The sequence below is a fragment of the Paenibacillus sp. LjRoot153 genome (genome assembly GCF_964253085.1).
GTDB lineage: Bacteria > Bacillota > Bacilli > Paenibacillales > NBRC-103111 > Paenibacillus_E.
The window spans coordinates 1,274,308-1,295,166 of sequence record NZ_CAXUQH020000001.1 but is presented as its reverse complement, the minus strand read 5'-3'; the positions used below and the strand labels follow the sequence as shown (position 1 = coordinate 1,295,166).

Sequence of the window (20,859 nt, the reverse complement as noted above, 5' to 3'; positions counted from 1 at the left end):
CCTATTTCGCGCTTCTCAGTTTGGTGATATCGCTAAACATCCCCGAATAATAGACGACATCTCCGGCATCATTCTTGACTGCACTTATCGTCAGCCATTCCAGATACACATCGCCATTCTTCTTACGATTCCAAATCTCACCCTGCCAGAAACCGTGACCGCGAATATCATCCCACATCGTATCGTAAAAAGTTCGATCCTGTTTCCCTGATTTCAGGACACTTGGCGTCAGCCCCAAGACTTCTTCGGCTTTATAGCCTGTCAGTTGCGTGAAGGCCGCATTCACCGAATGAATTTTGCCAGTCTTATCCGTCACCATGATACCTTCAACTGTATTTTCAATAATCCGTGAAGATAACCCTAATTTCTCATTATAGAACATCCAAAGAATGAGAATTAAGCTGGCCAACGCCACTTGGGATAAGGCCATGAATCCAATGGCATAATGACCTGTCAGTTTGAAGAGAAAGGTAAGCAGCAGCGGCGGGAAAAATCCACCCAAACCACCCATTGCCGAGATGATACCATTCGCAATACCAGCTTGCTTGATGAAATACATCGGAACCAATTTGAAAATGGTACCATTACCTGTTCCTGCACACAGTGCAATGGTTAAGCAACCGACTGTGTACCACGTCATCGACGGAGCAAATGAAAGCAAAATACCAGAAGCCGTTAAGCCAGCAAAAACAAACATAAGAATTTTGAATGGGTTAAACTTATCTCCTAGGTAGCCCCCGATCGGCCTCATAGCCGTTGCCAGTACGATAAATCCGCCCGTACGCATCCCGGCATCTACTTTGGACAGGTGAAAGCTGCTGACCATGAAATTCGGTAAATACACGGTGAAAGCAACAAAAGAACCGAATGTAAGAAAGTAGAACAAGCATAATAACCATAGCTTCGAATTGCCGGCAACTCCTTTGATTTGCTCAACAAGTGAGGTCTGTACAGGAGGCTCTTTGCGATCCCCGGCAACGAAGTTCAATCCTGCCATGACGATCAGTAGAATGCTGTAGAGCATGACCGTTTTGGACCAACCTATTTGGTTGGCTATGACAGGCGCGCCAAAGGTGGAGAGCGCTGTTCCGAGATTACCGATCCCGTAGATTCCGTTCACGAAGCCATGACGTTCTTTCGGATAATATTTAGGCAAGGAGGTCACACCTACTGAGAATACAGCCCCGCCAATGCCGAGGAAGAACCCTCCAATAATGAGATCCCCGAAAGAATTCGCTTGGCTGACCCAGTAAACAGGCGCAAGCAATAGTATAAAGGAGATCGCAAACAGCTTTCTGGCCCCGTAACGATTCGTCCAATATCCCACAGGTACCCGCATGACTGAACCAAACAAGATAGGAATAGCGGTGACCCAGGTGAGCTGTGAAGGGGTTAGCTTGATCGTCTCTTTAATAAATGGCATTAACGAAGAAAGGATAACCCATACCATAAAGCCTAGAACCAGACTGATAGTTTGAAGCGGCAGTTGCACTTTTTTGATATTCATTCGACATCACGCTCCCGACGATAGATCATAATAGCAGTAGGGAATAACAACATATTCAACACAGCATAGATAATAACCGAACGGTAATGGTCGAAATAGTACGCGTTCACGGCCTTTTGAGTAAACACGATACAGAGAAACAACACCATGCATAATAAAATAACGCCGACATAGCTACGTTTCATATCGTTTCACTCCTGTCGCATAAATCGCGCCTTGCTCTTGCTTCAGAAGAACTTCTGGCAGTGGTCTCTTGGGCGGTCCCGCTGTTGGTGACCCCGTTCTGGCATCGAAAATGCCGTGATGGCAAGGACAGACCATTTCATCCTTCTCTTTACTCCAAAATACGGGACATTTGAGGTGCGTACACGCATTTTGATAAGCTTTATACTCGTTCTCGCCAAGGCGAATCAATAGTGCGGAATCATGCTCTCCAGGATAAGCGAACTGGACTGCATCTCCTACCTCCAGCGAGGAGATATCCGTAATTTTCAGCTGCGGATAAGACTTCTTCGTTAGTCCCGTCAGTTCTTTCGCGGCGAGTGCTCCCCACGGTATCGTGGATACAGCGAACACGCCTGCTGCACCAACCAGTGTCTTCATAAAGCCTCGGCGATCCAATTTTCTCTCATCATTTTTTCTTATATTGTGCGTATAGTTATCTTCTTTAAAAGGACTATGGTTATTGTCCTGCTTCATAAAGTCCACCTCATCACAAGCAGATTAGAACAACTTTTGTTTTCCTTGCAGAATACCAGGAAGGGAAATCTTCACATTCGTTTCTCCTTCTAATGGATCCCATGGCTCATGACTTGCCGTCCATTTTCCTAGCTTATGCTGGGCTTTCTTCTGAGCTAACTCATCCTCAGTCAACCACTGCAGCGTATTCGTCGGACAAACCGATGCACACATAGGAGGGATACCTTCTTTGGTCCGATCGTAGCAAAGATCACATTTGTACATCAGATTCTGCTCTTCATCGAATTTAGGGATGCCATACGGGCATGCGATGGTACAATTCTGACAGCCGATACATTTCTCTACCAATGCCGAAAGCACTGCGCCGTCTTCGGTGATCTGAATGGCCTGGGCCGGACAGCTTCTGGCGCAAGCCGGATTCACACAGTGAAGGCACATCAAAGGAATCGTTTGGCGGGAGACTAGCGGATTCACATCATACACATAATTACGATTTCTTTCATCGTGGCCTCCGCATTGTGTACAAGCAGCCAAACAGCTCCGACAGCCGATACAATTATCCATTTCAATGTATAGATGTTGTTTCATCGGATGCTCATCCTCTCTGGTTGCTTTGCGATCTGTGCTGCGCATGCCTTAAACTCCGGCATGCGTGACATCGGGTCCAGCGCCGCTATGGTTAGCAGATTAATCGACTGCTCATGGCCGAAATGATAAGGAACGAACACGGTATCCTTACGAATCGCTTCGATAATTTTCACTTTATACAAAGCTTCCCCGCGACGTGTAAACAATCGGATGACTTCGTCATGTGCGATATTGTAGCGCTCCGCTGTTTCCGGATGAACTTCAACGTACGGCTCCAGACACATATCCCGAAGGAAAGGAATTCTTCTTGTTTGATTTCCGGACAAGTAATGGTAAACAACTCGACCTGTGGTAAGACGAAGCGGATATTGCTCACAAGGCTCTTCGGCCGGCGGTCTGTAAGGAAGCGCGCATAGCTTCGCTCTGCCGTCCGCATGGTAGAACTTGTGATCCAGGAACATATGCGGCGTTCCCGGGTCTTCCTCACTTTTACATGGCCAGAACACACCGTCTTGCTTGTCGATCTTCTCCCAAGTGGCTCCATAATAGTCGGCATATCCGCCTTTGGAGGCCAAACGGAATTCATCCGCTACATCCCTGGCTGTCTTCAGATGGCCGAAATACTGTCCTCTGCCTAGTCGCTCCGCAAGCTCTACCTCGATCAACCAGTCAGGCTTCGACTCGCCAACGGGCTCTTGCGCTTTATTAATCTTGATGATCCGTCCTTCTAGATTCGTTACTGTGCCTTCATCCTCCGACCAGGTGACGGAAGGCAGTACGACATCGGCAAACTCGGCCGATTCGGACAAGTAAATATCTGCACAAACCATGAAGTCCAGATTTTTTAAAGCAGCACGGACAAAGTTCTGATTCGGCGCCGAGACAGCTGGATTCGAGCAGAGCAGGTACAAGCCGCGAATCGTTTTCTCTTGCATAAGCTCAAACATTTCATAGGCCGAGACACCCGGCTGCGGCATCTCTTCCGGCTTGATCCCCCACACCTTGCACACCTCTTCGACGTGCTTCGGATTCGTGATTTTGCGGTAGCCCGGAAGGGCATCAGCTTTTTGTCCGTGCTCTCTTCCGCCTTGACCATTCCCTTGTCCGGTAAAAGTAGCAACGCCAGACTTCGGACGACCGATCTTCCCAGTCACCAAGCACATATTCGTGTAGGCTGATACGTTATCAGACCCTTTAATTTGTTGTTCAATGCCCCGAGCGAACATGACGATGGCGTTCGGTGCTTTGCCATAAATCTCAGCGGCACGAATCAATTTTTCAGGAGCAACGCCAGTTATTTCACTCGTGTACTCAGGTGTGAATTCTTTCACAACCTCTTTCATTTCCTCGAAGCCGTTGGTGTGATTCGCTATAAACTCAGCATCGATGTGGTTATTTTGAATGAGTAGATGAATCATGCAATTGGCAAGCGCCAAGTCCGTCCCCGGACGTAAATCAAGATGAATGTCTGCCCGCCTGGCGATAGGCGTTTCCCGGGGATCTGCTACAATCAAGTAACCACCGCGGTTCTGTACTTCCCATATTCGGAACATCGAGGTAGGATGGCACTCGGCTGTATTGCTGCCTGCGATGAACAAGCAATCCGTCTCATGCAGATCGGTCCAAGGTAAGGTTGATCCTCTATCCACGCCAAAGCTGCGAAGGAAGCCTGCGGCTGCGCTTGACATACAGAATCGGCCATTGTAATCAATGTAACGTGTTTGCAGGGCGACTCTGGCGAATTTCCCAGTCAGATAGCATTTCTCATTGGTCATCGACACACCGCTGAATACAGAAAGCGAATCCTTGCCGTACTTGCCTTGCATCTCTTGAAATCTTTGCACGATCAACGAATAGGCCTCTTCCCAACTGGCTTCGCGGAAGCCTTCCTTCGTTCCCTTAAGCGATGCATCGTCACGGATTAACGGACGCAGCAGGCGATCATTGTGATTCGTTTGCTGATAAGCCGTCACACCTTTCGGACACATCTTGCCTAACGTCACAGGCCAATCATAGCGCGGTTCGACGCCAATAATGGTATTGGAAGAAGTATCCACCCGCAAATTCATCCCGCACTGCATACCGCAATAAGAGCAATGGGTTTTAACCAATTTTTCATTCGGGTGTGTTTTATTCGCGATAACTTTAAAGAATTTATCCTTTTGCATTTTGGTTGGCCTCCTTCACGCGAATCTGGTGGGTCGGTATCCCTGTAAATCGGGACATTCTATATTTTCGGCGGCATGGCAGGCACAACTCTGCCAAGTGGAAGCCTTCCTCCGTTTTGAATTCAATTTCATTCACTTTAAGTACAGCGATGACATCCTTGGATTGCTCGACAGAAACAAAACCTGTTCCGCAAACCTTACAGCTTTTCGTCTCTTGCTCTGCATAATGTTCTCTGTAATTTCGGGCAAACACGCTCATAGGACGGAATGGGATGTGAGCCAGTTTACCAAAAGGGATATAAATCAGCGTCACGATAACGGACCATTGGTGGACTAACGTGACCACCGGATGTCCATAGCCGTGAAGGACTATATTGCAGAAGGTGAGCAGCAGCCCAGTCAAGCTTACGAATAGCAACATATATAGCGGAAGAAAATCATAGACAAATGTCTGTTCCGCACGAGCCTGCATGTTCTTAATCCTGCGATATAAGGCCATACAAACACCACCGATTACCATGAAAGCTGTAATATTCAGCGCATTGTAGAACAGAAATCCGAGAGCGCCATCTGCTTTAATCTTCATAAGATCGATCCCGAAACCAACAACCGTGTACCTTCCGTTCTCGGCCATCGTGAAGTACATCCAACCGAACACAAGCGGGAACGTAACGAAGGCGGATAAAATGCAGCCCCAACCAAGTAGAACGTGCTGGGTCCAACGATACCATCCGCGATTCCAGATAAAGCGGTACGTGAGTAGATGCTCTGTTGTGGTCTGAGGCGTACTTTTTCGGAATAACAACTTTAACCCTTTTTTCAAAATAATTTTCGTAGGCGGGCGTTCTCCCCACGCAATAAAGCGATAAAAGAATCCGCAAATGAAAACTACGGTTCCTACCATATACCCATATAAAGCCAAGTCAATATGTGTAAAAAACCTTGAACCGACTCCCATGAGAATAATTAATCCGCAAACAACCAGAAAGACACATTTGGCGAATTTTGACGCGAACGCTCGATCCATGATTATCATTGCCCCTTCACTTGTGATTCTTATAGTTGTATTAAAACATGAGACCGCCCTACAGCACTGTGAGAAAAATCACTGTGTACCCCCGATCTCGGTTACATTTTTTTGGTTATCACTATTTGGACAAAAAAAGGGCTCTCCGTTAGATCTTTTCGGATCCAGAGGAAAGCCGCAGCCTTAGCGTGTAAAAACACGGGCGATTAAGCTCATATACAAAAGGGAAGATACGGAAAGCAGGCAACCGCCGAAGCCTGAACATAGGCACTTCCCCCTAGGTGCGATTAAATAAAATGTTGTTCTCCAAATGGATGTGCTGGAACATATCCGCTTCCAACTCCTCTAGCTTCAAGTAAGTGAGCTGAAACGTTGTGCAGGCATCCTCTGGCAACTCGTAGTTTTTGGTGATTTCCCTAATTTGTCTAAGCAGATCACCCGAGCCCTCATGCTCCTGCTCAAGTGTATCCAGAATTCTAAGCAGCCGTTCTCTTTTCACATCCGTAGGATCTTTCTCAAAATCAATGACAGCCGGGAATGCTTCTCCTTCTTCTTTCTCCATGTGATGTTCCATGTCACTTTTCAATGCTTCAAACCATTGATCGACTTGAAGGAGTTCAGGATGATGTGGCCCATGCACACGTGCCACTTTCTTCACATATTCACTTAAGTGCGGCAGTGCTGTTTTCAAATAGCCATGATGGATGCGAATAATATAATCGATTAATTCGCTGGAGCTTAATTCACTCCAATTCAAGCCGTCAGATTTAGGAGCTATTGCTGCTTCAGCAAGGCTTTTCAACAAATCCTCTGCCGCGATATCCTGGTCTTGAATGACTTGAAGGAGTGATTTATTGCCTCCGCAGCAGAAATCAATGCGGTATTCCTTAAACACCTCTGCCGTCTTGGGATATCCCGTCACAATATCTCCCACACGATCGGTTAATTGAATGTTCATTTTGTCAAATCCTCCTGTTCAGCTGTGATCTGAATCAACTATACCGAAAAGACAGGCAAGCTTGTGTGACAGCCGTCACACTATTTGAACATACTTCTCAATTAGATTTGTCGTAAACATCGCTCCAGCATTCGATTCGCAATCGGGAAAACCATCTCCTCTTCGGATATCAGATGCTCGGATAAGACAGAACAAGCCACACTAAGCAGCGTGATCGCTTTCTTCAGCTTTATACTGTCGGCACCTTTACATTGGTCTGCATAATCAAGAAATGAGCGAACAAACCGTTCCGCTTGTTTATGATCCTCTTCCAGAACCCAAGTTGAGGTGAGAAAGGTGGGCTCCATCCCCTGATTCGCATACTCGGTAAGGAGGGGGAGAACCTCCACTTCCTCCCAGTGTTCATGAGCCTCAAGCTGCTGCATGAAGGTAACCATTTGCTTTCGAATTTCTTGAAGTAAACGCTTTGATTCGTCTGTGCCAAGCACACCAACCATATGACTTGTCATTTCTTGGACATGATCAAGCTCTTTTTTTAACGCACCATGTTCGTCCTTTAACCGCCCCAGAACCTGCCCAATGCTTGAAGTCTGAGCGTCGTCTAACGGCATCCCAAGATCAATAACCATATATGATTCCTCCTCTTATTGCTGTAATCACATTGTATGCCTTTCTCTCGGCATTCTCTGTGAGGAGAATCACAGCTCTTGTTGCTATTTCGTGACTTTAAGAAAATAGTTTATTTCTAGATGCAAAAAAGAGCCATGGTAGACTAACCCATACCTCCTTCTATCATGCAGTTTTCGGCTCATCTCCTATGAGAAAAAGGACTCCAAATCTGTCAGAACTTTCTCTGTTAGTGGAAAAATAAGTTGTTCTTCCATGGTAAAGTGGTCATTTAATATCAAACATGCCTGTAAGAGATGCGCTGCCGCCTCGGCTAATTGCTTCTTCACAACGAGAGGTGTTACCTCAATAACAGCTTCTTGAAAAGATTGGATAAACGACATGCCAAGTTGATGGTCTTTCTCCAATACCCAGAAAGAAGGCGTCATAGAGGGAGCCGGTTGATGATGAAAATAGGTTAATAGGAACGGAAACAACTCCTGTTCCTCCCATTCCGAATGTTGGTTTATTTCATCTACAAATTGATTGGTCTGTATCCTGAGTTCTTGGACAAGCTGCATGCCTTTCACCGAATCGTCCAATAGTATCAGTTCCTTGGCACTCGTTTCGAGTATCCTTAGCTTTTCTCTCAATTTGTCATGCTCTACCATTAAACGATCGGTAGCAAAAGCAATTTCCTCTGGGTTTGAAGAAGCAATCCCCGAGATATAGCCTGTGGAATGTATCGCCATACTAAGTCCCTCCCAAGGTAATCGTTTCGTTCGATATCTGTGTTCAGTATAGCTTCACGAGCGGACTCTCGCTGTGCGATACATCACACTAACCGCCGATATGAGACATTTCAACCTTATGTACGGGAGTCGTGTGTGCTAGTCTCGTTTCGGAATAACGATCCTGACGCTCACCCCAAACTTGTTTGATTACTGATCTTACCTCATCATCGCTTGCACCGTCCCTGATCACACTTAGCAGGTCTGTTTTGTTTGAAGCAAACAAACATGTATACAAATGCCCTTCTGCAGATAACCGAGCTCGCGTACAAGTGCTGCAAAATGCCTGCGTTACAGATGAGATCAAACCGATCTCTGTCTGAGAATCCAGATAACGATAGCGCGTCGCAACCTCGCCCTTATAATTCGATTCCACCTGTTCCAACGGAAACTCTTTATGAATCATATCGATAATCTCTTGACTAGGAACGACGTGCTTTAAATTCCATCCGTTACTATTCCCAACGTCCATAAACTCAACAAATCTCAAAATGTGTCCGCGCTCTCGGAAGTATTTGGCCATTGGAACAATATCCTGATCATTAACCCCCTTTTGCACGACCATATTTACCTTCACCGATAATCCCGCCGAAGCTGCGGCATCGATGCCTTCCAGCACTCCTTTTGCCGAAAATCCTCTCCCGTTCATAGCACCAAATCGCTCATCATCCAAACTATCCAGGCTTACAGTAATCCGCTCTAGCCCAGAGTCTCTTAGCTCTTTCGCCTTAAGTTTCAATAATGAACCATTGGTTGTAACGGCAATATCTTTGACGCCTTCTATTTGGCGAATTCGAGCAATGATTTCGCAAACATCTTTGTTTAAGAGCGGTTCACCGCCTGTAATCCGTACTTTCTCTACGCCTAGAGAAACAAATATTCGCGTTAACCGCTCTAATTCTTGAAGGCTAAGCAGTTTTTCTTGCGGAAGAAACCGATAATTGGGACCAAACACCTCTTCAGGCATACAATATCGGCAGCGGAAATTGCAGCGATCCGTTACCGAAATGCGTAAATCGCGAAGCGGTCTTTGAAGGGCGTCTCTCATTGTAGGAACTTGCTTAGCAGGATTTTCCATATTTTGCCTCTCTCAGTACATGGTAATTTCATAGGGAAGAGGAATAACCTCTACTTGTTGGCCGTCTGCAATTCCTTTGGAACCCGCTGGTATCACTTCCTTTTATATATCGATCGTGTGGACACCCACCCCTCCGTTAACAATGAGCATATCACATTTTTCCAAGGCATTATTAATCATTCTTCCCCGCCGTATTGTTCGATTTGTGCCGCAAGCATGTAGGCATCAACTTTGACTGCCTTGCGAGCAAATCTCTGGTTCCAATTTATCATCATCAATCGTCCTTTCCAACTACGCTTATTATTTGATCATAAGTCTTTATGCTCAAAGTAGATGTGATAATAATCACATCTGATAGTGTGACCGAACAAAATAAGAAAAGAGGTAAACACCAAGTTACACTAGTGTTTACCTCTTTTTTCCTCCTGAAGTCGTGGTCATGCCATGATTCCCGATTCTGTTATCATTTGTTTAATGTGCAAGAACGCCCATCTCAATGAGTCTCCTCGCTCGGGTAACTTCCTGATCTGTTGGCGTAGGACATTGATCGAGCGGGTATTCCTTCCCCATTTGCTGCCATTTGTAGACGCCCATTCTGTGATAAGGCAGGAGCTCAATTTTATTAACATTACGCAAGGAGCCAATAAACATGCCGAGATCGACGAGATCCTTGTGATCATCCGTCCATCCGGGTACTAGGACATGACGAATCCAAACAGGTTTATCGATCTCACTCAGATGTTCAGCAAAGCGCTTAATTCGATCGTTAGGCTGTGCAGTAAGGGCAACGTGCTTAGCAGAATCAATTTGTTTCAGATCGAGCAGTACTAAATCGGTCACATCCAAAAGCTCCTGCGCATGACTCGGCTCACAAAAGCCGTTCGTATCCAGCACGGTATGCAGACCCCAGCGCCGTTTGCACTCAGCGAACAACCGGGCTAGGAAAGGAGCCTGCAAAGTCGGCTCCCCACCCGTTACTGTAATGCCCCCGCCGGAACGTTGGTAGTACGCCAAGTAAGGCTCAATCTCATTCAGAATCTCCTCGATATCCATCTGCCTGCCCGTATTCATCTCCCATGAATCTGGATTATGACAGTACTTACACTGCAGGGCGCAGCCCTGCATGAAGAGAACAAAGCGGATGCCCGGACCGTCAACGGTGCCAAAGGTGTCGAAGGAATGTATGCGTCCTTTCATCGGTCTGCACCCCTTTCTATCGTTACATCGTGCCGTGGAAAGTACGATGGATCACATCAAGCTGCTGTTCCTTGGTCAGCTTGATGAAATTTACCGCATAGCCGGAAACACGGATCGTCAATTGTGGATAGAGCTCTGGATGCTCCATAGCATCCAACAGCTTGGATCGGTCAAATACATTAATATTCAAATGATGTCCTCGATTCGCCATATAGCCATCGAGCAACGCGACCAGATTGGAGATGCGTGTCTCTTCTTCACGGCCTAGAGCCTTCGGTACGATAGAGAACGTGTTGGATATGCCATCGAGGCAATGCTCATAAGGGAGCTTTGCAACAGATGCCAACGAGGCTAACGCACCTTTGCGGTCACGTCCGTGCATGGGATTGGCGCCTGGTGCGAAGGGCTCGCCGGCTTTGCGGCCGTCTGGCGTGCTTCCTGTCTTTTTCCCATACACGACATTGGATGTAATCGTTAGAACGGACATGGTTGGCACAGAACCGCGATACGTCTTGTGCTTCCTGATCTTATTCATGAATGCTTCCGTTACTTGCACGGCAATCGCATCGACACGCTCATCATTATTGCCGTACTGCGGATATTCGCCTTCAATTTGGAAATCGACGGCAATGCCCTTCTCATCGCGGATCGGGCGGACCTTCGCATACTTAATGGCGCTAAGAGAGTCAGCTACGACGGATAATCCTGCGATACCGGTAGCCATCGTACGTACAATTTCACGGTCGTGAAGAGCCATCTCCAGCCGCTCATAGCAATATTTATCATGCATATAATGAATGACGTTAAGTGTGTTCACATACAGCTTAGCCAGCCACTCCATGACCGTATCGAATCTCTCCGCCACTTCTTCGTAATTCAGAACCTCGGAGGTTAACGGTGTTAACTGTGGGCCTACCTGTATCCCTAGCTTCTCATCCACTCCACCATTAATCGCATAGAGCAACGCTTTGGCTAAATTGGCACGGGCGCCAAAGAATTGCATCTGCTTGCCGACCCGCATAGCGGATACACAGCAAGCAATGCCGTAATCATCCCCATAATAAGGTCGCATCAGGTCGTCATTCTCATATTGAATCGAACTAGTTTCAACCGATACCTTGGCACAATAAGCCTTGAAGCCCTCCGGCAGCTGAGTCGACCACAGGACAGTCAGGTTAGGTTCAGGGGCAGGGCCCAAGTTATATAAAGTATGCAGGAAACGGAACGAATTTTTCGTGACACGCGCTCTGCCATCCATGCCCATGCCGCCAATCGATTCTGTCACCCAGGTAGGGTCGCCGCTGAAAAGCTCGTTGTAATCTGGGGTGCGCAGAAATTTAACGATACGAAGCTTCATGACAAAATGGTCAACAAGCTCTTGCGCCTCTGCTTCCGTCAACGTCCCCTCGCGTAAATCCCGTTCGATATAAATATCAAGAAAGCTTGATACGCGTCCAAGGCTCATCGCCGCGCCATTCTGTTCCTTAATGGCTGCCAAATAAGCAAAGTACAGCCATTGCACCGCTTCAGCGGCATTCACTGCCGGCTTTGCAATATCATAACCGTAGGTTTTGGCCATCTGCTTTAGTTCACCCAAGCTGCGCATTTGCTCGGAAAGTTCTTCGCGCAGCCGAATGATATCCTCGGTGATCGCGTCCACTTCCAATTGCAGAAGATCGTTCTTCTTCTCTTGGATTAGCCGGTCTACACCATACAGAGCCACACGGCGGTAATCGCCAATAATGCGACCTCGACCATAAGCATCGGGAAGACCAGTGATGATGGCAGCCTTACGCGCGGTCTTCATCTCTGAGGTGTACGCATCGAACACACCTTGATTATGCGTTTTGCGAATATCGGTAAACACCTGAACAATTTCTTCCGGCAGCTTAAAGCCATAAGCCTCACAAGCATCGATCACCATCCGAATACCGCCGAAAGGTTGTACGGAACGCTTCAAAGGAGCATCGGTTTGCAGACCGACGATTTTCTCCTTATTCTGTGCGATATAGCCTGGCGCATGGGAGGTAATCGTGGAGATCGTCTGGACATCAATGTCCAGCACGCCTCCGTTCTCTCGCTCTTGCTGGGTTAGCGTACTCACCATCCGCCATAGCTCATTCGTCGCTTCTGTTGGACCTGCCAGGAAGGCATGATCTCCTGGATACACGGTTATATTTTTATGAATAAAGTCGTTCACATCAATGGAACTCTCCCAGTTGCCTTGGATAAATTCTCTCCAGCAATCCGCTATCCTTATCTCTTTTTCTCTTATCGTCATGATAAAGCCTCCTTAAATATTCACGTTTAAAACTTACCGTAAAATGCATTTCGATATACGTCAGCCAGTTCCGTTACTAGCGGCATCCGAGGATTGGCCGTTGTACACTGATCTTCGAAAGCTCGATCCGCCAAGTAATCTACACGCGTCTCGAATTGTTCCGCCTGGAACCCAAGATCCTGAAATTTCTCCGGAATTCCGAGAATTTTGTTCAGCTTGCGGATCGCCTCGATAAGGCTGTTCACGCCTTCTTCCGTTGTATTAGCTGGAAGCCCCAGCATGCGCGCGATTTCAGCATAGCGTTGGTCGGCTACGAAGTGATCGTATTTCGGGAACGAAGTAAACTTCGTCGGCTTTTGAGCATTATAGCGAATGACATGCGGCATCAAAATCGCGTTGGTACGTCCATGTGCGGTGTGATACTCGCCGCCCCATTTATGCGCCAAGCTGTGATTAATACCCAGGAAAGCATTCGCGAAGGCCATACCGGCAATGGTTGAGGCATTATGCATTTTCTCACGGGCAATAGGATCTCCTGTGGCATACGATTTCTCTAAGTTTTGGAACACTAATTGGATGGCTTTCATCGCCATACCATCGGAATAATCATTCGCCATCACAGACACATACGATTCAATGGCGTGCGTTAGGACATCCATACCGGTGTCTGCTACCGCTGTCTTCGGTAAGCTGTACACGTAATCAGGATCAATGATGGCAACATCCGGTGTAAGCTCATAATCAGCAAGCGGGTACTTTGTATTGCCTTTTTCTTTATCTGTAATTACAGCGAAAGACGTCACTTCCGAACCTGTACCCGAAGTCGTAGGAATCGCGACAAATTTCGCTTTGCGTCCCAGACGCGGATATTTGTAAACCCGTTTACGGATATCCATGAATTTTTGCTTTAAGGCATCAAAGCTAGTATCTGGGTATTCATAGAACAGCCACATCGCTTTAGCCGCATCCATTGGTGACCCGCCGCCCAAGGCGATAATGCAATCCGGCTGGAAGCTTGCCATCTGTGCCTGGCCGCGTTCTATGGTTTCAACAGACGGATCAGGCTCTACATCCGAGAACACTTCGATATAGACGGGAAGCTGCCGTTTGCGGAGGTAGTATTCTACACGCTCTACATAACCGAGCTTCACCATCATCGGATCCGTGACAATCATCACCCGAGTAATGTCAGGCATTTTCTCTAAATACTGAGTAGCTCCCTTTTCAAAATAAATCTTCGGCGGTATCTTGAACCACTGCATATTGACCGTACGGTAAGCAACCCGTTTCACATTGATTAGATTCACCGCGCTCACATTAGAGGTCGTGGAATTATGTCCGTATGAACCGCAACCTAGTGTCAAGGATGGCAAATTCGTATTATAAATGTCCCCAATAGCGCCATGTGTGGAAGGTGAATTAACAATCACACGTCCCGTTTGAAGCTTATTGGAGAATGCCTGTATGACCTCTGTATTCTGTGAGTGAATGACAGAGGAATGTCCCATGCCTCCGAATTTCACCACTTCCACAGCCCTGTCAATGCCTTGCTCCGCGTTCTTCACTTTGTAACAAGCGAGTACGGGGCTTAGCTTTTCAGCTGACAATGGGTAGGCCTCACCGACACCCGCTAGTTCCGCGACTAGCATTTTCGTATTCACAGGCACCTGAATACCAGCCATCTCAGCAATTTTCACAGCAGATTGACCCACGATAACCGCGTTCACCGCACATTTCTCACTGTTAATTACCAGTTTGGAGACCGCTTCTGTTTCTTCTTTATTTAAAAAGTAACAGCCCTGATCCACCATCAATTTTTTTGTTTCCGCATAGACCGGTTCCTCAATAATGACTGCTTGTTCGGAGGCGCAAATCATGCCGTTATCAAAGGTCTTGGATAGGATCAAGTCATTCACAGCCTGCTGCAAATTCGCTGTCTTCTCTATGAAGCAAGGAACATTACCAGGTCCGACGCCCAAAGCAGGCTTACCGGTGCTATAGGCTGCCTTCACCATGGAAGAGCCTCCAGTAGCTAGAACTAGCGCCACATCGGGATGATTCATCAGCAACTGCGTAGCTTCCACAGATGGATGCTTCACCCATTGAATACAATGCTCTGGCGCGCCGGCCTTAACTGCCGCATCCAGTAATGTCGCTGCTGCCGCAGCACTTGATTGTTGCGCAGACGGGTGGAAGGCGAATATGATCGGATTACGGGTTTTGGTTGCAATCAATGATTTGAACATCGTCGTCGAAGTCGGATTGGTTACAGGCGTAACACCAGCGATAATGCCCACGGGCTCAGCCACCATTCGGTAGTTCTCATACGTATTTTCCTCAATCACACCGACCGTCTTGTTATTTTTAATGCTGTGGTAAATATATTCAGTAGCAAATAGATTCTTGGTGATTTTATCTTCATACACGCCACGACCGGTTTCCTCCACAGCAAGCTTGGCGAGAACCATGTGCCTATCGATGCCGGCTAATGCCATTTGCTGAATGACATGGTCTACCTGATCTTGATCTAGCTTTAGAAATTGCTGCTGTGCTTCTTTCGCTCTGGCCACCAGTTGGTTGACTTCCTCTTGCGCTGAAATCCGTTCATTCATCTTCGCTTCTTTGGTTGTCATGGTTTATTCACTCCTTTATTTTCATTCCATGTGAAGCCGTTACCTTGTTGTTCTACTCTTAGATTAAGCTTAATCAGGAACCCTAACTATGATAAAAATCACATAACGAGAGGTTAAAGCGATTTCTTCTTTGAATTTATTGTGAATAATTTCACATTCTAATTTATAGAAAAGGCAGCAGTTCTATTTTCATAAAATCGCTGCCTTGCTTCCGCTACATTTTGTTAATTACCAAGTGATGAATCCTTTTGAACATGTACTACAAAGCCCATGGCCTCGTATTCCTCAAACGTTTTGATATTGGAAACAAAATTCAAATCAACGCCGTTCTCAAGTAAGAAACGCTCCCCTAGTTCGCTCCAAAAAACATGGTTTAGCAAGGCAGAAACTTTGGTTTCCCCTTGATTTAATAAATGCGCGATGTGGGACGCACAGGCTCGGTCATAAATGCCATGTAATGGGTAAAGCTCGCTGGCCACCAAAGGAACAACGGCCTCAAATCCATCCAGTTTTCTTTGCATCAACAACTGCGCTGCTTTACTAGAAATAAAGGGCATATCGCACCCGACTACCCAGACGGAAGTATGTATAGCTAGAGATAATGCGGCGTGCATACCACCAAGAGGGCCATGACCTGCAAAAAAATCCGTAATAATACGAACGGAACGATCGACTTTATTTAGATAGGGCTTGGGATCATTGGTAACAATAATCAACTCATCGCATATTTCCCTCATACAATCTATCTGCCGGACAATAAGAGGCTTTCCGCCAAACGGGAGTAATGCCGTCAGTTCTCCGTTCATTCGACGGTTTGCTCCACCAGCCAAAATAACTCCTGAAAGCATACCCATCACTTCCCTTTCAAATTAATATATAGTTAATGAAAAAACACCCACTCTTACTCTCAGATTACGGAGTAGAAAGAACAGGTGTTATCACTATTTATCATTGGATTAGGCCCTCATCTTATCTGAATTTTGCTTTTAAATGGAACAGTTCTAAGATCTTATCCAACCACTTGTGTAAGTAGGGAAGGATCATATGGTCCACACCAAATTTACCTGCATTAGCGCCTGCCGCTAATATGAAGAATCCCAGAAGCATTAACCATGGATTACTGCTGACAGTACCAGCAAACATATACATAAAATTCATCATTAAGCCGAAGAAAATTGCTACAGTAGTCAACGCACCTAACAGTAGACCCAAACCAACCAATAATTCCCCCCAAGGAACCATAACGTTAAACCACCCAACATGCGGTAGAGCAAAATTTTTCAAGAAAGCAACATAATTCGCATAAACCATATCTGTCGTTCCGCTTTCAAGAACTGGTTTAGCAATTGCTCCTTTTAGATATCCTGTAGCGTCGAAAGCTTTTTCACCTGTGATTTTGTGCCATCCTGCTATCATCCATTCCCAACCGACATACAAACGAATGATCGTCAAGAGCATTGCAGCGTAGTTATTTTCCCTTAACCATTTCATCATTTGAACCATCTCCTTCGTCCTTTATGCTTTTATTGTAGATCGAAGAGAGTGACGTGTAAGTGATAATAATCACAGCTTCCTACATTTATCTTATTTATAATGAATTTAATTAATCTTTGATCTTGTGCGAGAACAGGGAGCTGGTCCAATTTATGAAGAGAGAATTTACAGTTCATTTTAAAGTAATCCACCATGATAAAAGTTCCTTATTAAGGGGCATTATTTTCTTGGAGGAGAATCAAAAGCCTACCTTGATAGATTATGAACAATGCCTTAGGGATTGTGGCCACGACGTAATTCTTGAAGATAAAGATCACGTAATTTTCAGAGCTTTTAAACCGGATGAAGATTATATCATTCACATTTTAGAAGAGGAAAACTACACTACTAGAGATATAATCGTCGAAAGTCTAGTTAGAAATCTTATTAATTTAAAATAACTTAAATAAACCAAGACAAGTGATTATAAAAATGTTGAGTGACAATTTAATTTTCAAAGTACAAGAAGCCAGCAAACACAAGGGTTTGCTGGCTTTTTCGCAGAAAACAGATGACAAATAAGTTTTGAAGCACTTCTTACAACTGCGTCATTGTATATCGTTCTTGGTTCTGATTTCTATTATAATCTCACTTCCTGCCCCGTTTCCGCCGACTTGTAAATGGCAGCTAGTATTTTGATCATATCAACGCCATGCTCCGGAGTAAGGATAGGCTCCACCCGTTGCTGCAGCACTTCAATAAAATGCCGGATATGCTCGCCGTGAGCATCGACTTGCTTTTTGCTCAACGCTGGCGATATATTCGTTAACTGCCCCGAGGTCTCCGTAAAAATTTGCAACTCGCCCTTCTTGATACTAGAACCGGATCGCGTTCCTCTCAGTTCAACGAAGTTCATTTCCTCGCCGATATTGGAAGCCCAGCTGAACTCGATCTGCAGTGAGGCACCATTCTCAAATCGAATGAACCCGATCGCTAAATCCTCGACATCGAAAGTTCCGTTCTCTTGTTTTTCTCCGAATTGACTGTGAACGGAATCGGAAATATCATTGTTAGCGAATTTGGTGTACGTGGCGCCGGAGACGGCAATCGGCTTTGGATTACCCATCAGCCATACGGCAAGGTCAATCATATGCACGCCCAAATCGATCAATGGTCCGCCTCCGGAAAGCTCCTTGGTTGTAAACCATCCGCCTTTACCGGGAATCCCGCGACGGCGAATCCAACCGCAACGGCCCGTGTATACTTCTCCCATATGGCCCTCACGGATATATTGCTTGAGAAACTGAGAGGCCGCTGTGAACCTGTTATTCCTCATCACCATGAGTGTTTTTCCGCTTTGTTTGGCCATGTCCGCCATCTTCTGCGCTTCTTCTGGACTGACCGCGTCCGGTTTTTCGCAAAACACATGCTTGCCAGCCTGCAGCGCAGCGATGGCGATCTCGGAATGAAACAGGTTTGGCGTACAAATATCAACTGCATCCAAGTCGTCCAGCTTCAGCAGCTCACGATAGTCTGAAAACACGTGCGGAATGCCATGTTCTTCTGCGATTTGTCGTGCTTTTTGTTCGTTAACATCACAAAGTGCGACAATTTCTACTTCTGGATGTTCCAGCAAGGGCTTCAAATGCGCTGCTTTAAAAATATTCCCTGTACCCACAATACCTATTTTAAATTTGTTTCCCATTTGGTATATCCCCCCCATCTTGCCTATTTCCTTATCAACCGCTCGAGTTGCGCGAAGCTGTTCCGAACGCAATCCATTGGATCACGCGGGCATTCATCCTGCTCCACAACGTACCACTCGATTCCATTCGCTTCCCCCCAATCGAGAATTGGGCGAAAATCAATGACACCGGTACCGATTTCAGCAAACGCTTGACTCTCATCCTTCGCCATATCCTTAAGATGGATGATCGGCATCCGATGCGCATACTTATCGATAAAATGCAACGGATCAAAGCCTGCTTTCCGAATCCAATAAACATCGATTTCAGCCAAGATCGGATTATCCGGCACGGGGTCCAGCATATAAGCCAATGCATGCTGTCCGTCAATCATCGTATCGAATTCAAATGCATGATTATGGTAGCTAATGCGGTACCCGGCACCTTGAAGCTGCCGTGCAGCATTACGAAGCGTTTCCTTCATTTCCCGGTAACCCGCTTCCGTTCTTCGCGCCGGTTGGACGAATGGACAAATAATGTCCTTCGTTTCAAACATCTCTGCATCTTTAACGATCTGTTCCAGACTCTGTACGATCTGATCATATCCGACATGCATGCCTGCGGCCTTCAAACCGGTTTCTTTCATAATGGCTGCAAGCTGTTTCGGATCATATCCGTTATAACCCGCGAGTTGTACGCCAGCCCAACCCATTTGTTTCAATTCGCGCAGCACTGCCGGAAAATTGGTCGTGCATTCGTTGCGCAGCGTATATAATTGGACGGCCCATTTATGTCTCATTATGTCTGTTTATTGGCATGAAGGTCTTCTCCAAGCCAAGCTCCTTGACGAATTAATTGCGATTGCAGCTCATCAATATCAATACTTCTGCTGCGATTTAACCCCCGCTTCGTTAATATCGCAGCAGCGGTTCCTGCGGCTTCGCCCATCGCAAAACAATTCGGCATGACCCGAGTAGAGCCTTGGGTTGCGCGGTCTGTCGAGATTGAGCGTCCGGCGACAATGACATTCTCAATGTCGACCGGAAGTAAGGCACGGTAAGGAATGCCATGCGAATGACCATCGGGAAGATGAGATATGATCATGCCGCCAGTCGGCTTAGCCATATGAACATCGATGAAATACGCGTTTCGTGCAATGTCGTCGGGGAAGCTGCGGCACGCTACGAAATCATCTGCTGTCACCACGACATCCCCAATGATGCGGCGGGTTTCTCGGATTCCGATCTGCTCCCCGGTCAACGCCAGATAGCCGCTTTCGAAACCCGGTATCGTGGATTTCAGCCATTCAGCAATATGATGGACTAAGGCGCGCCCTTCAACGGCACCACGTGTGAGATCCTCTGCTTTGGACCCGTCGATTCCAAAGATATGCCCGAAATTAAATCCAGCGGTATGATCGTTCACCCAGGAAATGCCGGCCCAATCGCGGACTACACGCAGCGTTCCCTTGGCCTTTGCCTCGTTGATGGCATGCTTCAAGCTATTGCCGAACTCCTTGCAGTACGCCATATAACGCTTCCGATCCAGATTGCTCATGACAAAACACATCGTTCCGGGCTGCAGCTCGCCTTCATCGCCACCCTGGGCAAACTGTCCCCCAGCATGATAGGTAATATCAGCGTCGCTCGACGTATCGATAAACATCTTAGCCTTAATTGCCTGAGTGCCTGTTTTGTTATGAATGATGGCTGCTTCCACGATCCCGTCCCGATGCAACACTTTGCTTACGAAAGTATGATATAACAGTCGCACGCCAGCTTCTGCCATTTTATCGTCAAGCAGCTTTTTCAATATCTCTGCATCAATCGGCACCCAATCCAGCCTATCTTTCCAAAGCTCCTGAAACCCCGGCTCCATTCTTGCTTTCATCTCATTCAAAATTTCAATGCCGATCCCACGAATAACCGGCTTTTGCTTATCCGTGTACGGGCACCATGCCGGAACCTGAGAAACAGTAGCCATTCCTCCGAGATAACCGCGTTGCTCCACGAGCAGCACAGATGCTCCATTGCGCGCCGCTGCCAGCGCCGCTCCGATGCCCGCCGGTCCTCCACCGGTTACCAGTACATCTACTTCATCAAAAAGTGGTACGTCCATTGCAGGAACGGTAATTCGTTCGCTCATATGCCAAGTCCTCCAGTATCGAA

At 46.6% G+C, this 20,859-nt stretch carries 19 protein-coding genes; 1 reads left to right on the top strand and 18 read right to left on the bottom strand.

The window, feature by feature from the left end:
• Position 1 precedes the first annotated feature (1 nt).
• From ACSQ8P_RS05775 to ACSQ8P_RS05705, 15 genes are all read right to left on the bottom strand, one after another.
• Positions 2–1,507, bottom strand: coding sequence for an MFS transporter (locus ACSQ8P_RS05775; RefSeq protein WP_436234314.1), 1,506 nt, complete (start codon positions 1,505–1,507; stop codon positions 2–4).
• Positions 1,504–1,692 carry a hypothetical protein gene (locus ACSQ8P_RS05770; RefSeq protein ID WP_436234313.1) on the bottom strand — a complete coding sequence of 63 codons (189 nt, stop codon included), beginning with the start codon at positions 1,690–1,692 and terminating at the stop codon, positions 1,504–1,506. The genes ACSQ8P_RS05775 and ACSQ8P_RS05770 overlap by 4 nt, the downstream gene beginning before the upstream one ends.
• Positions 1,682–2,206: a Rieske 2Fe-2S domain-containing protein gene (locus tag ACSQ8P_RS05765; RefSeq protein WP_436234312.1), complete on the bottom strand. Its 525-nt coding sequence runs from the start codon at positions 2,204–2,206 to the stop codon at positions 1,682–1,684. The genes ACSQ8P_RS05770 and ACSQ8P_RS05765 overlap by 11 nt, the downstream gene beginning before the upstream one ends.
• Positions 2,207–2,230: 24 nt before the next feature.
• Positions 2,231–2,794, bottom strand: coding sequence for a 4Fe-4S dicluster domain-containing protein (locus ACSQ8P_RS05760; RefSeq protein WP_436234311.1), 564 nt, complete (start codon positions 2,792–2,794; stop codon positions 2,231–2,233).
• Positions 2,791–4,962 (bottom strand): molybdopterin oxidoreductase family protein, encoded by a 2,172-nt coding sequence (locus ACSQ8P_RS05755; protein WP_436234310.1) that lies wholly within the window; start codon positions 4,960–4,962, stop codon positions 2,791–2,793. Before ACSQ8P_RS05755 ends, ACSQ8P_RS05760 begins: the two co-directional genes overlap by 4 nt.
• Positions 4,949–5,989: a hypothetical protein gene (locus ACSQ8P_RS05750; protein WP_436234309.1), complete on the bottom strand. Its 1,041-nt coding sequence runs from the start codon at positions 5,987–5,989 to the stop codon at positions 4,949–4,951. The genes ACSQ8P_RS05755 and ACSQ8P_RS05750 overlap by 14 nt, the downstream gene beginning before the upstream one ends.
• Before the next feature lie 277 nt (positions 5,990–6,266).
• Positions 6,267–6,947 (bottom strand): iron-sulfur cluster repair di-iron protein, encoded by a 681-nt coding sequence (gene ric, locus ACSQ8P_RS05745; protein WP_436234308.1) that lies wholly within the window; start codon positions 6,945–6,947, stop codon positions 6,267–6,269.
• A gap of 101 nt (positions 6,948–7,048) precedes the next feature.
• Entirely contained in the window at positions 7,049–7,576 is a 528-nt protein-coding gene (locus ACSQ8P_RS05740) for a hemerythrin domain-containing protein (protein WP_436234307.1), read from the bottom strand.
• A gap of 186 nt (positions 7,577–7,762) precedes the next feature.
• Positions 7,763–8,305, bottom strand: a complete 543-nt coding sequence (locus ACSQ8P_RS05735) for a hemerythrin domain-containing protein (RefSeq protein ID WP_436234306.1) — start codon at positions 8,303–8,305, stop codon at positions 7,763–7,765.
• A gap of 88 nt (positions 8,306–8,393) precedes the next feature.
• Positions 8,394–9,422: a GTP 3',8-cyclase MoaA gene (gene moaA / locus ACSQ8P_RS05730; RefSeq protein WP_436234305.1), complete on the bottom strand. Its 1,029-nt coding sequence runs from the start codon at positions 9,420–9,422 to the stop codon at positions 8,394–8,396.
• Between the two features lie 471 nt (positions 9,423–9,893).
• Positions 9,894–10,619, bottom strand: coding sequence for a pyruvate formate-lyase-activating protein (pflA, locus tag ACSQ8P_RS05725; protein ID WP_436234304.1), 726 nt, complete (start codon positions 10,617–10,619; stop codon positions 9,894–9,896).
• A 22-nt stretch (positions 10,620–10,641) separates the two neighbouring features.
• The gene (gene pflB, locus ACSQ8P_RS05720) at positions 10,642–12,900 is read right to left on the bottom strand and encodes a formate C-acetyltransferase (RefSeq protein ID WP_436234303.1); all 2,259 of its coding nucleotides are present in this window, start codon (positions 12,898–12,900) and stop codon (positions 10,642–10,644) included.
• Between the two features lie 26 nt (positions 12,901–12,926).
• On the bottom strand, positions 12,927–15,533 hold the full coding sequence (gene adhE, locus ACSQ8P_RS05715) for a bifunctional acetaldehyde-CoA/alcohol dehydrogenase (protein WP_436234302.1): 2,607 nt from the start codon (positions 15,531–15,533) through the stop codon (positions 12,927–12,929).
• A gap of 224 nt (positions 15,534–15,757) precedes the next feature.
• Positions 15,758–16,387, bottom strand: a complete 630-nt coding sequence (gene mobA, locus ACSQ8P_RS05710) for a molybdenum cofactor guanylyltransferase (protein ID WP_436234301.1) — start codon at positions 16,385–16,387, stop codon at positions 15,758–15,760.
• A gap of 115 nt (positions 16,388–16,502) precedes the next feature.
• Positions 16,503–17,027, bottom strand: coding sequence for a DoxX family membrane protein (locus tag ACSQ8P_RS05705; protein WP_436234300.1), 525 nt, complete (start codon positions 17,025–17,027; stop codon positions 16,503–16,505).
• 152 nt (positions 17,028–17,179) lie between these two features.
• Between ACSQ8P_RS05705 and ACSQ8P_RS05700 the strand changes: the two genes are divergently transcribed.
• Positions 17,180–17,467, top strand: coding sequence for a hypothetical protein (locus ACSQ8P_RS05700; RefSeq protein ID WP_436234299.1), 288 nt, complete (start codon positions 17,180–17,182; stop codon positions 17,465–17,467).
• A gap of 179 nt (positions 17,468–17,646) precedes the next feature.
• Here the strand turns inward: ACSQ8P_RS05700 and ACSQ8P_RS05695 are convergent, their stop codons facing one another.
• From ACSQ8P_RS05695 to ACSQ8P_RS05685, 3 genes are read right to left on the bottom strand one after another with little or no spacing between them, the layout of a single operon-like run.
• On the bottom strand, positions 17,647–18,711 hold the full coding sequence (locus tag ACSQ8P_RS05695; RefSeq protein WP_436234298.1) for a Gfo/Idh/MocA family protein: 1,065 nt from the start codon (positions 18,709–18,711) through the stop codon (positions 17,647–17,649).
• A gap of 23 nt (positions 18,712–18,734) precedes the next feature.
• On the bottom strand, positions 18,735–19,490 hold the full coding sequence (locus ACSQ8P_RS05690; protein ID WP_436234297.1) for a sugar phosphate isomerase/epimerase family protein: 756 nt from the start codon (positions 19,488–19,490) through the stop codon (positions 18,735–18,737).
• Positions 19,490–20,836: an FAD-dependent oxidoreductase gene (locus ACSQ8P_RS05685; protein ID WP_436234296.1), complete on the bottom strand. Its 1,347-nt coding sequence runs from the start codon at positions 20,834–20,836 to the stop codon at positions 19,490–19,492. The genes ACSQ8P_RS05690 and ACSQ8P_RS05685 overlap by 1 nt, the downstream gene beginning before the upstream one ends.
• Positions 20,837–20,859: the final 23 nt, after the last annotated feature.

Coding starts and splice junctions, on each gene's coding strand:
- pflA (WP_436234304.1), bottom strand. CDS start 10,619: ATGAAAGGACGCATACATTCCTTCGACACCTTTGGCACCGTTGACGGT.
- ACSQ8P_RS05690 (WP_436234297.1), bottom strand. CDS start 19,490: ATGAGACATAAATGGGCCGTCCAATTATATACGCTGCGCAACGAATGC.
- ACSQ8P_RS05775 (WP_436234314.1), bottom strand. CDS start 1,507: ATGAATATCAAAAAAGTGCAACTGCCGCTTCAAACTATCAGTCTGGTT.
- pflB (WP_436234303.1), bottom strand. CDS start 12,900: ATGACGATAAGAGAAAAAGAGATAAGGATAGCGGATTGCTGGAGAGAA.
- ACSQ8P_RS05700 (WP_436234299.1), top strand. CDS start 17,180: ATGAAGAGAGAATTTACAGTTCATTTTAAAGTAATCCACCATGATAAA.
- ACSQ8P_RS05695 (WP_436234298.1), bottom strand. CDS start 18,711: ATGGGAAACAAATTTAAAATAGGTATTGTGGGTACAGGGAATATTTTT.
- ACSQ8P_RS05750 (WP_436234309.1), bottom strand. CDS start 5,989: ATGGATCGAGCGTTCGCGTCAAAATTCGCCAAATGTGTCTTTCTGGTT.
- ACSQ8P_RS05705 (WP_436234300.1), bottom strand. CDS start 17,027: ATGATGAAATGGTTAAGGGAAAATAACTACGCTGCAATGCTCTTGACG.
- adhE (WP_436234302.1), bottom strand. CDS start 15,533: ATGACAACCAAAGAAGCGAAGATGAATGAACGGATTTCAGCGCAAGAG.
- moaA (WP_436234305.1), bottom strand. CDS start 9,422: ATGGAAAATCCTGCTAAGCAAGTTCCTACAATGAGAGACGCCCTTCAA.
- ric (WP_436234308.1), bottom strand. CDS start 6,947: ATGAACATTCAATTAACCGATCGTGTGGGAGATATTGTGACGGGATAT.
- ACSQ8P_RS05735 (WP_436234306.1), bottom strand. CDS start 8,305: ATGGCGATACATTCCACAGGCTATATCTCGGGGATTGCTTCTTCAAAC.
- ACSQ8P_RS05740 (WP_436234307.1), bottom strand. CDS start 7,576: ATGGTTATTGATCTTGGGATGCCGTTAGACGACGCTCAGACTTCAAGC.
- ACSQ8P_RS05765 (WP_436234312.1), bottom strand. CDS start 2,206: ATGAAGCAGGACAATAACCATAGTCCTTTTAAAGAAGATAACTATACG.
- ACSQ8P_RS05755 (WP_436234310.1), bottom strand. CDS start 4,962: ATGCAAAAGGATAAATTCTTTAAAGTTATCGCGAATAAAACACACCCG.
- ACSQ8P_RS05760 (WP_436234311.1), bottom strand. CDS start 2,794: ATGAAACAACATCTATACATTGAAATGGATAATTGTATCGGCTGTCGG.
- mobA (WP_436234301.1), bottom strand. CDS start 16,387: ATGGGTATGCTTTCAGGAGTTATTTTGGCTGGTGGAGCAAACCGTCGA.
- ACSQ8P_RS05770 (WP_436234313.1), bottom strand. CDS start 1,692: ATGAAACGTAGCTATGTCGGCGTTATTTTATTATGCATGGTGTTGTTT.
- ACSQ8P_RS05685 (WP_436234296.1), bottom strand. CDS start 20,836: ATGAGCGAACGAATTACCGTTCCTGCAATGGACGTACCACTTTTTGAT.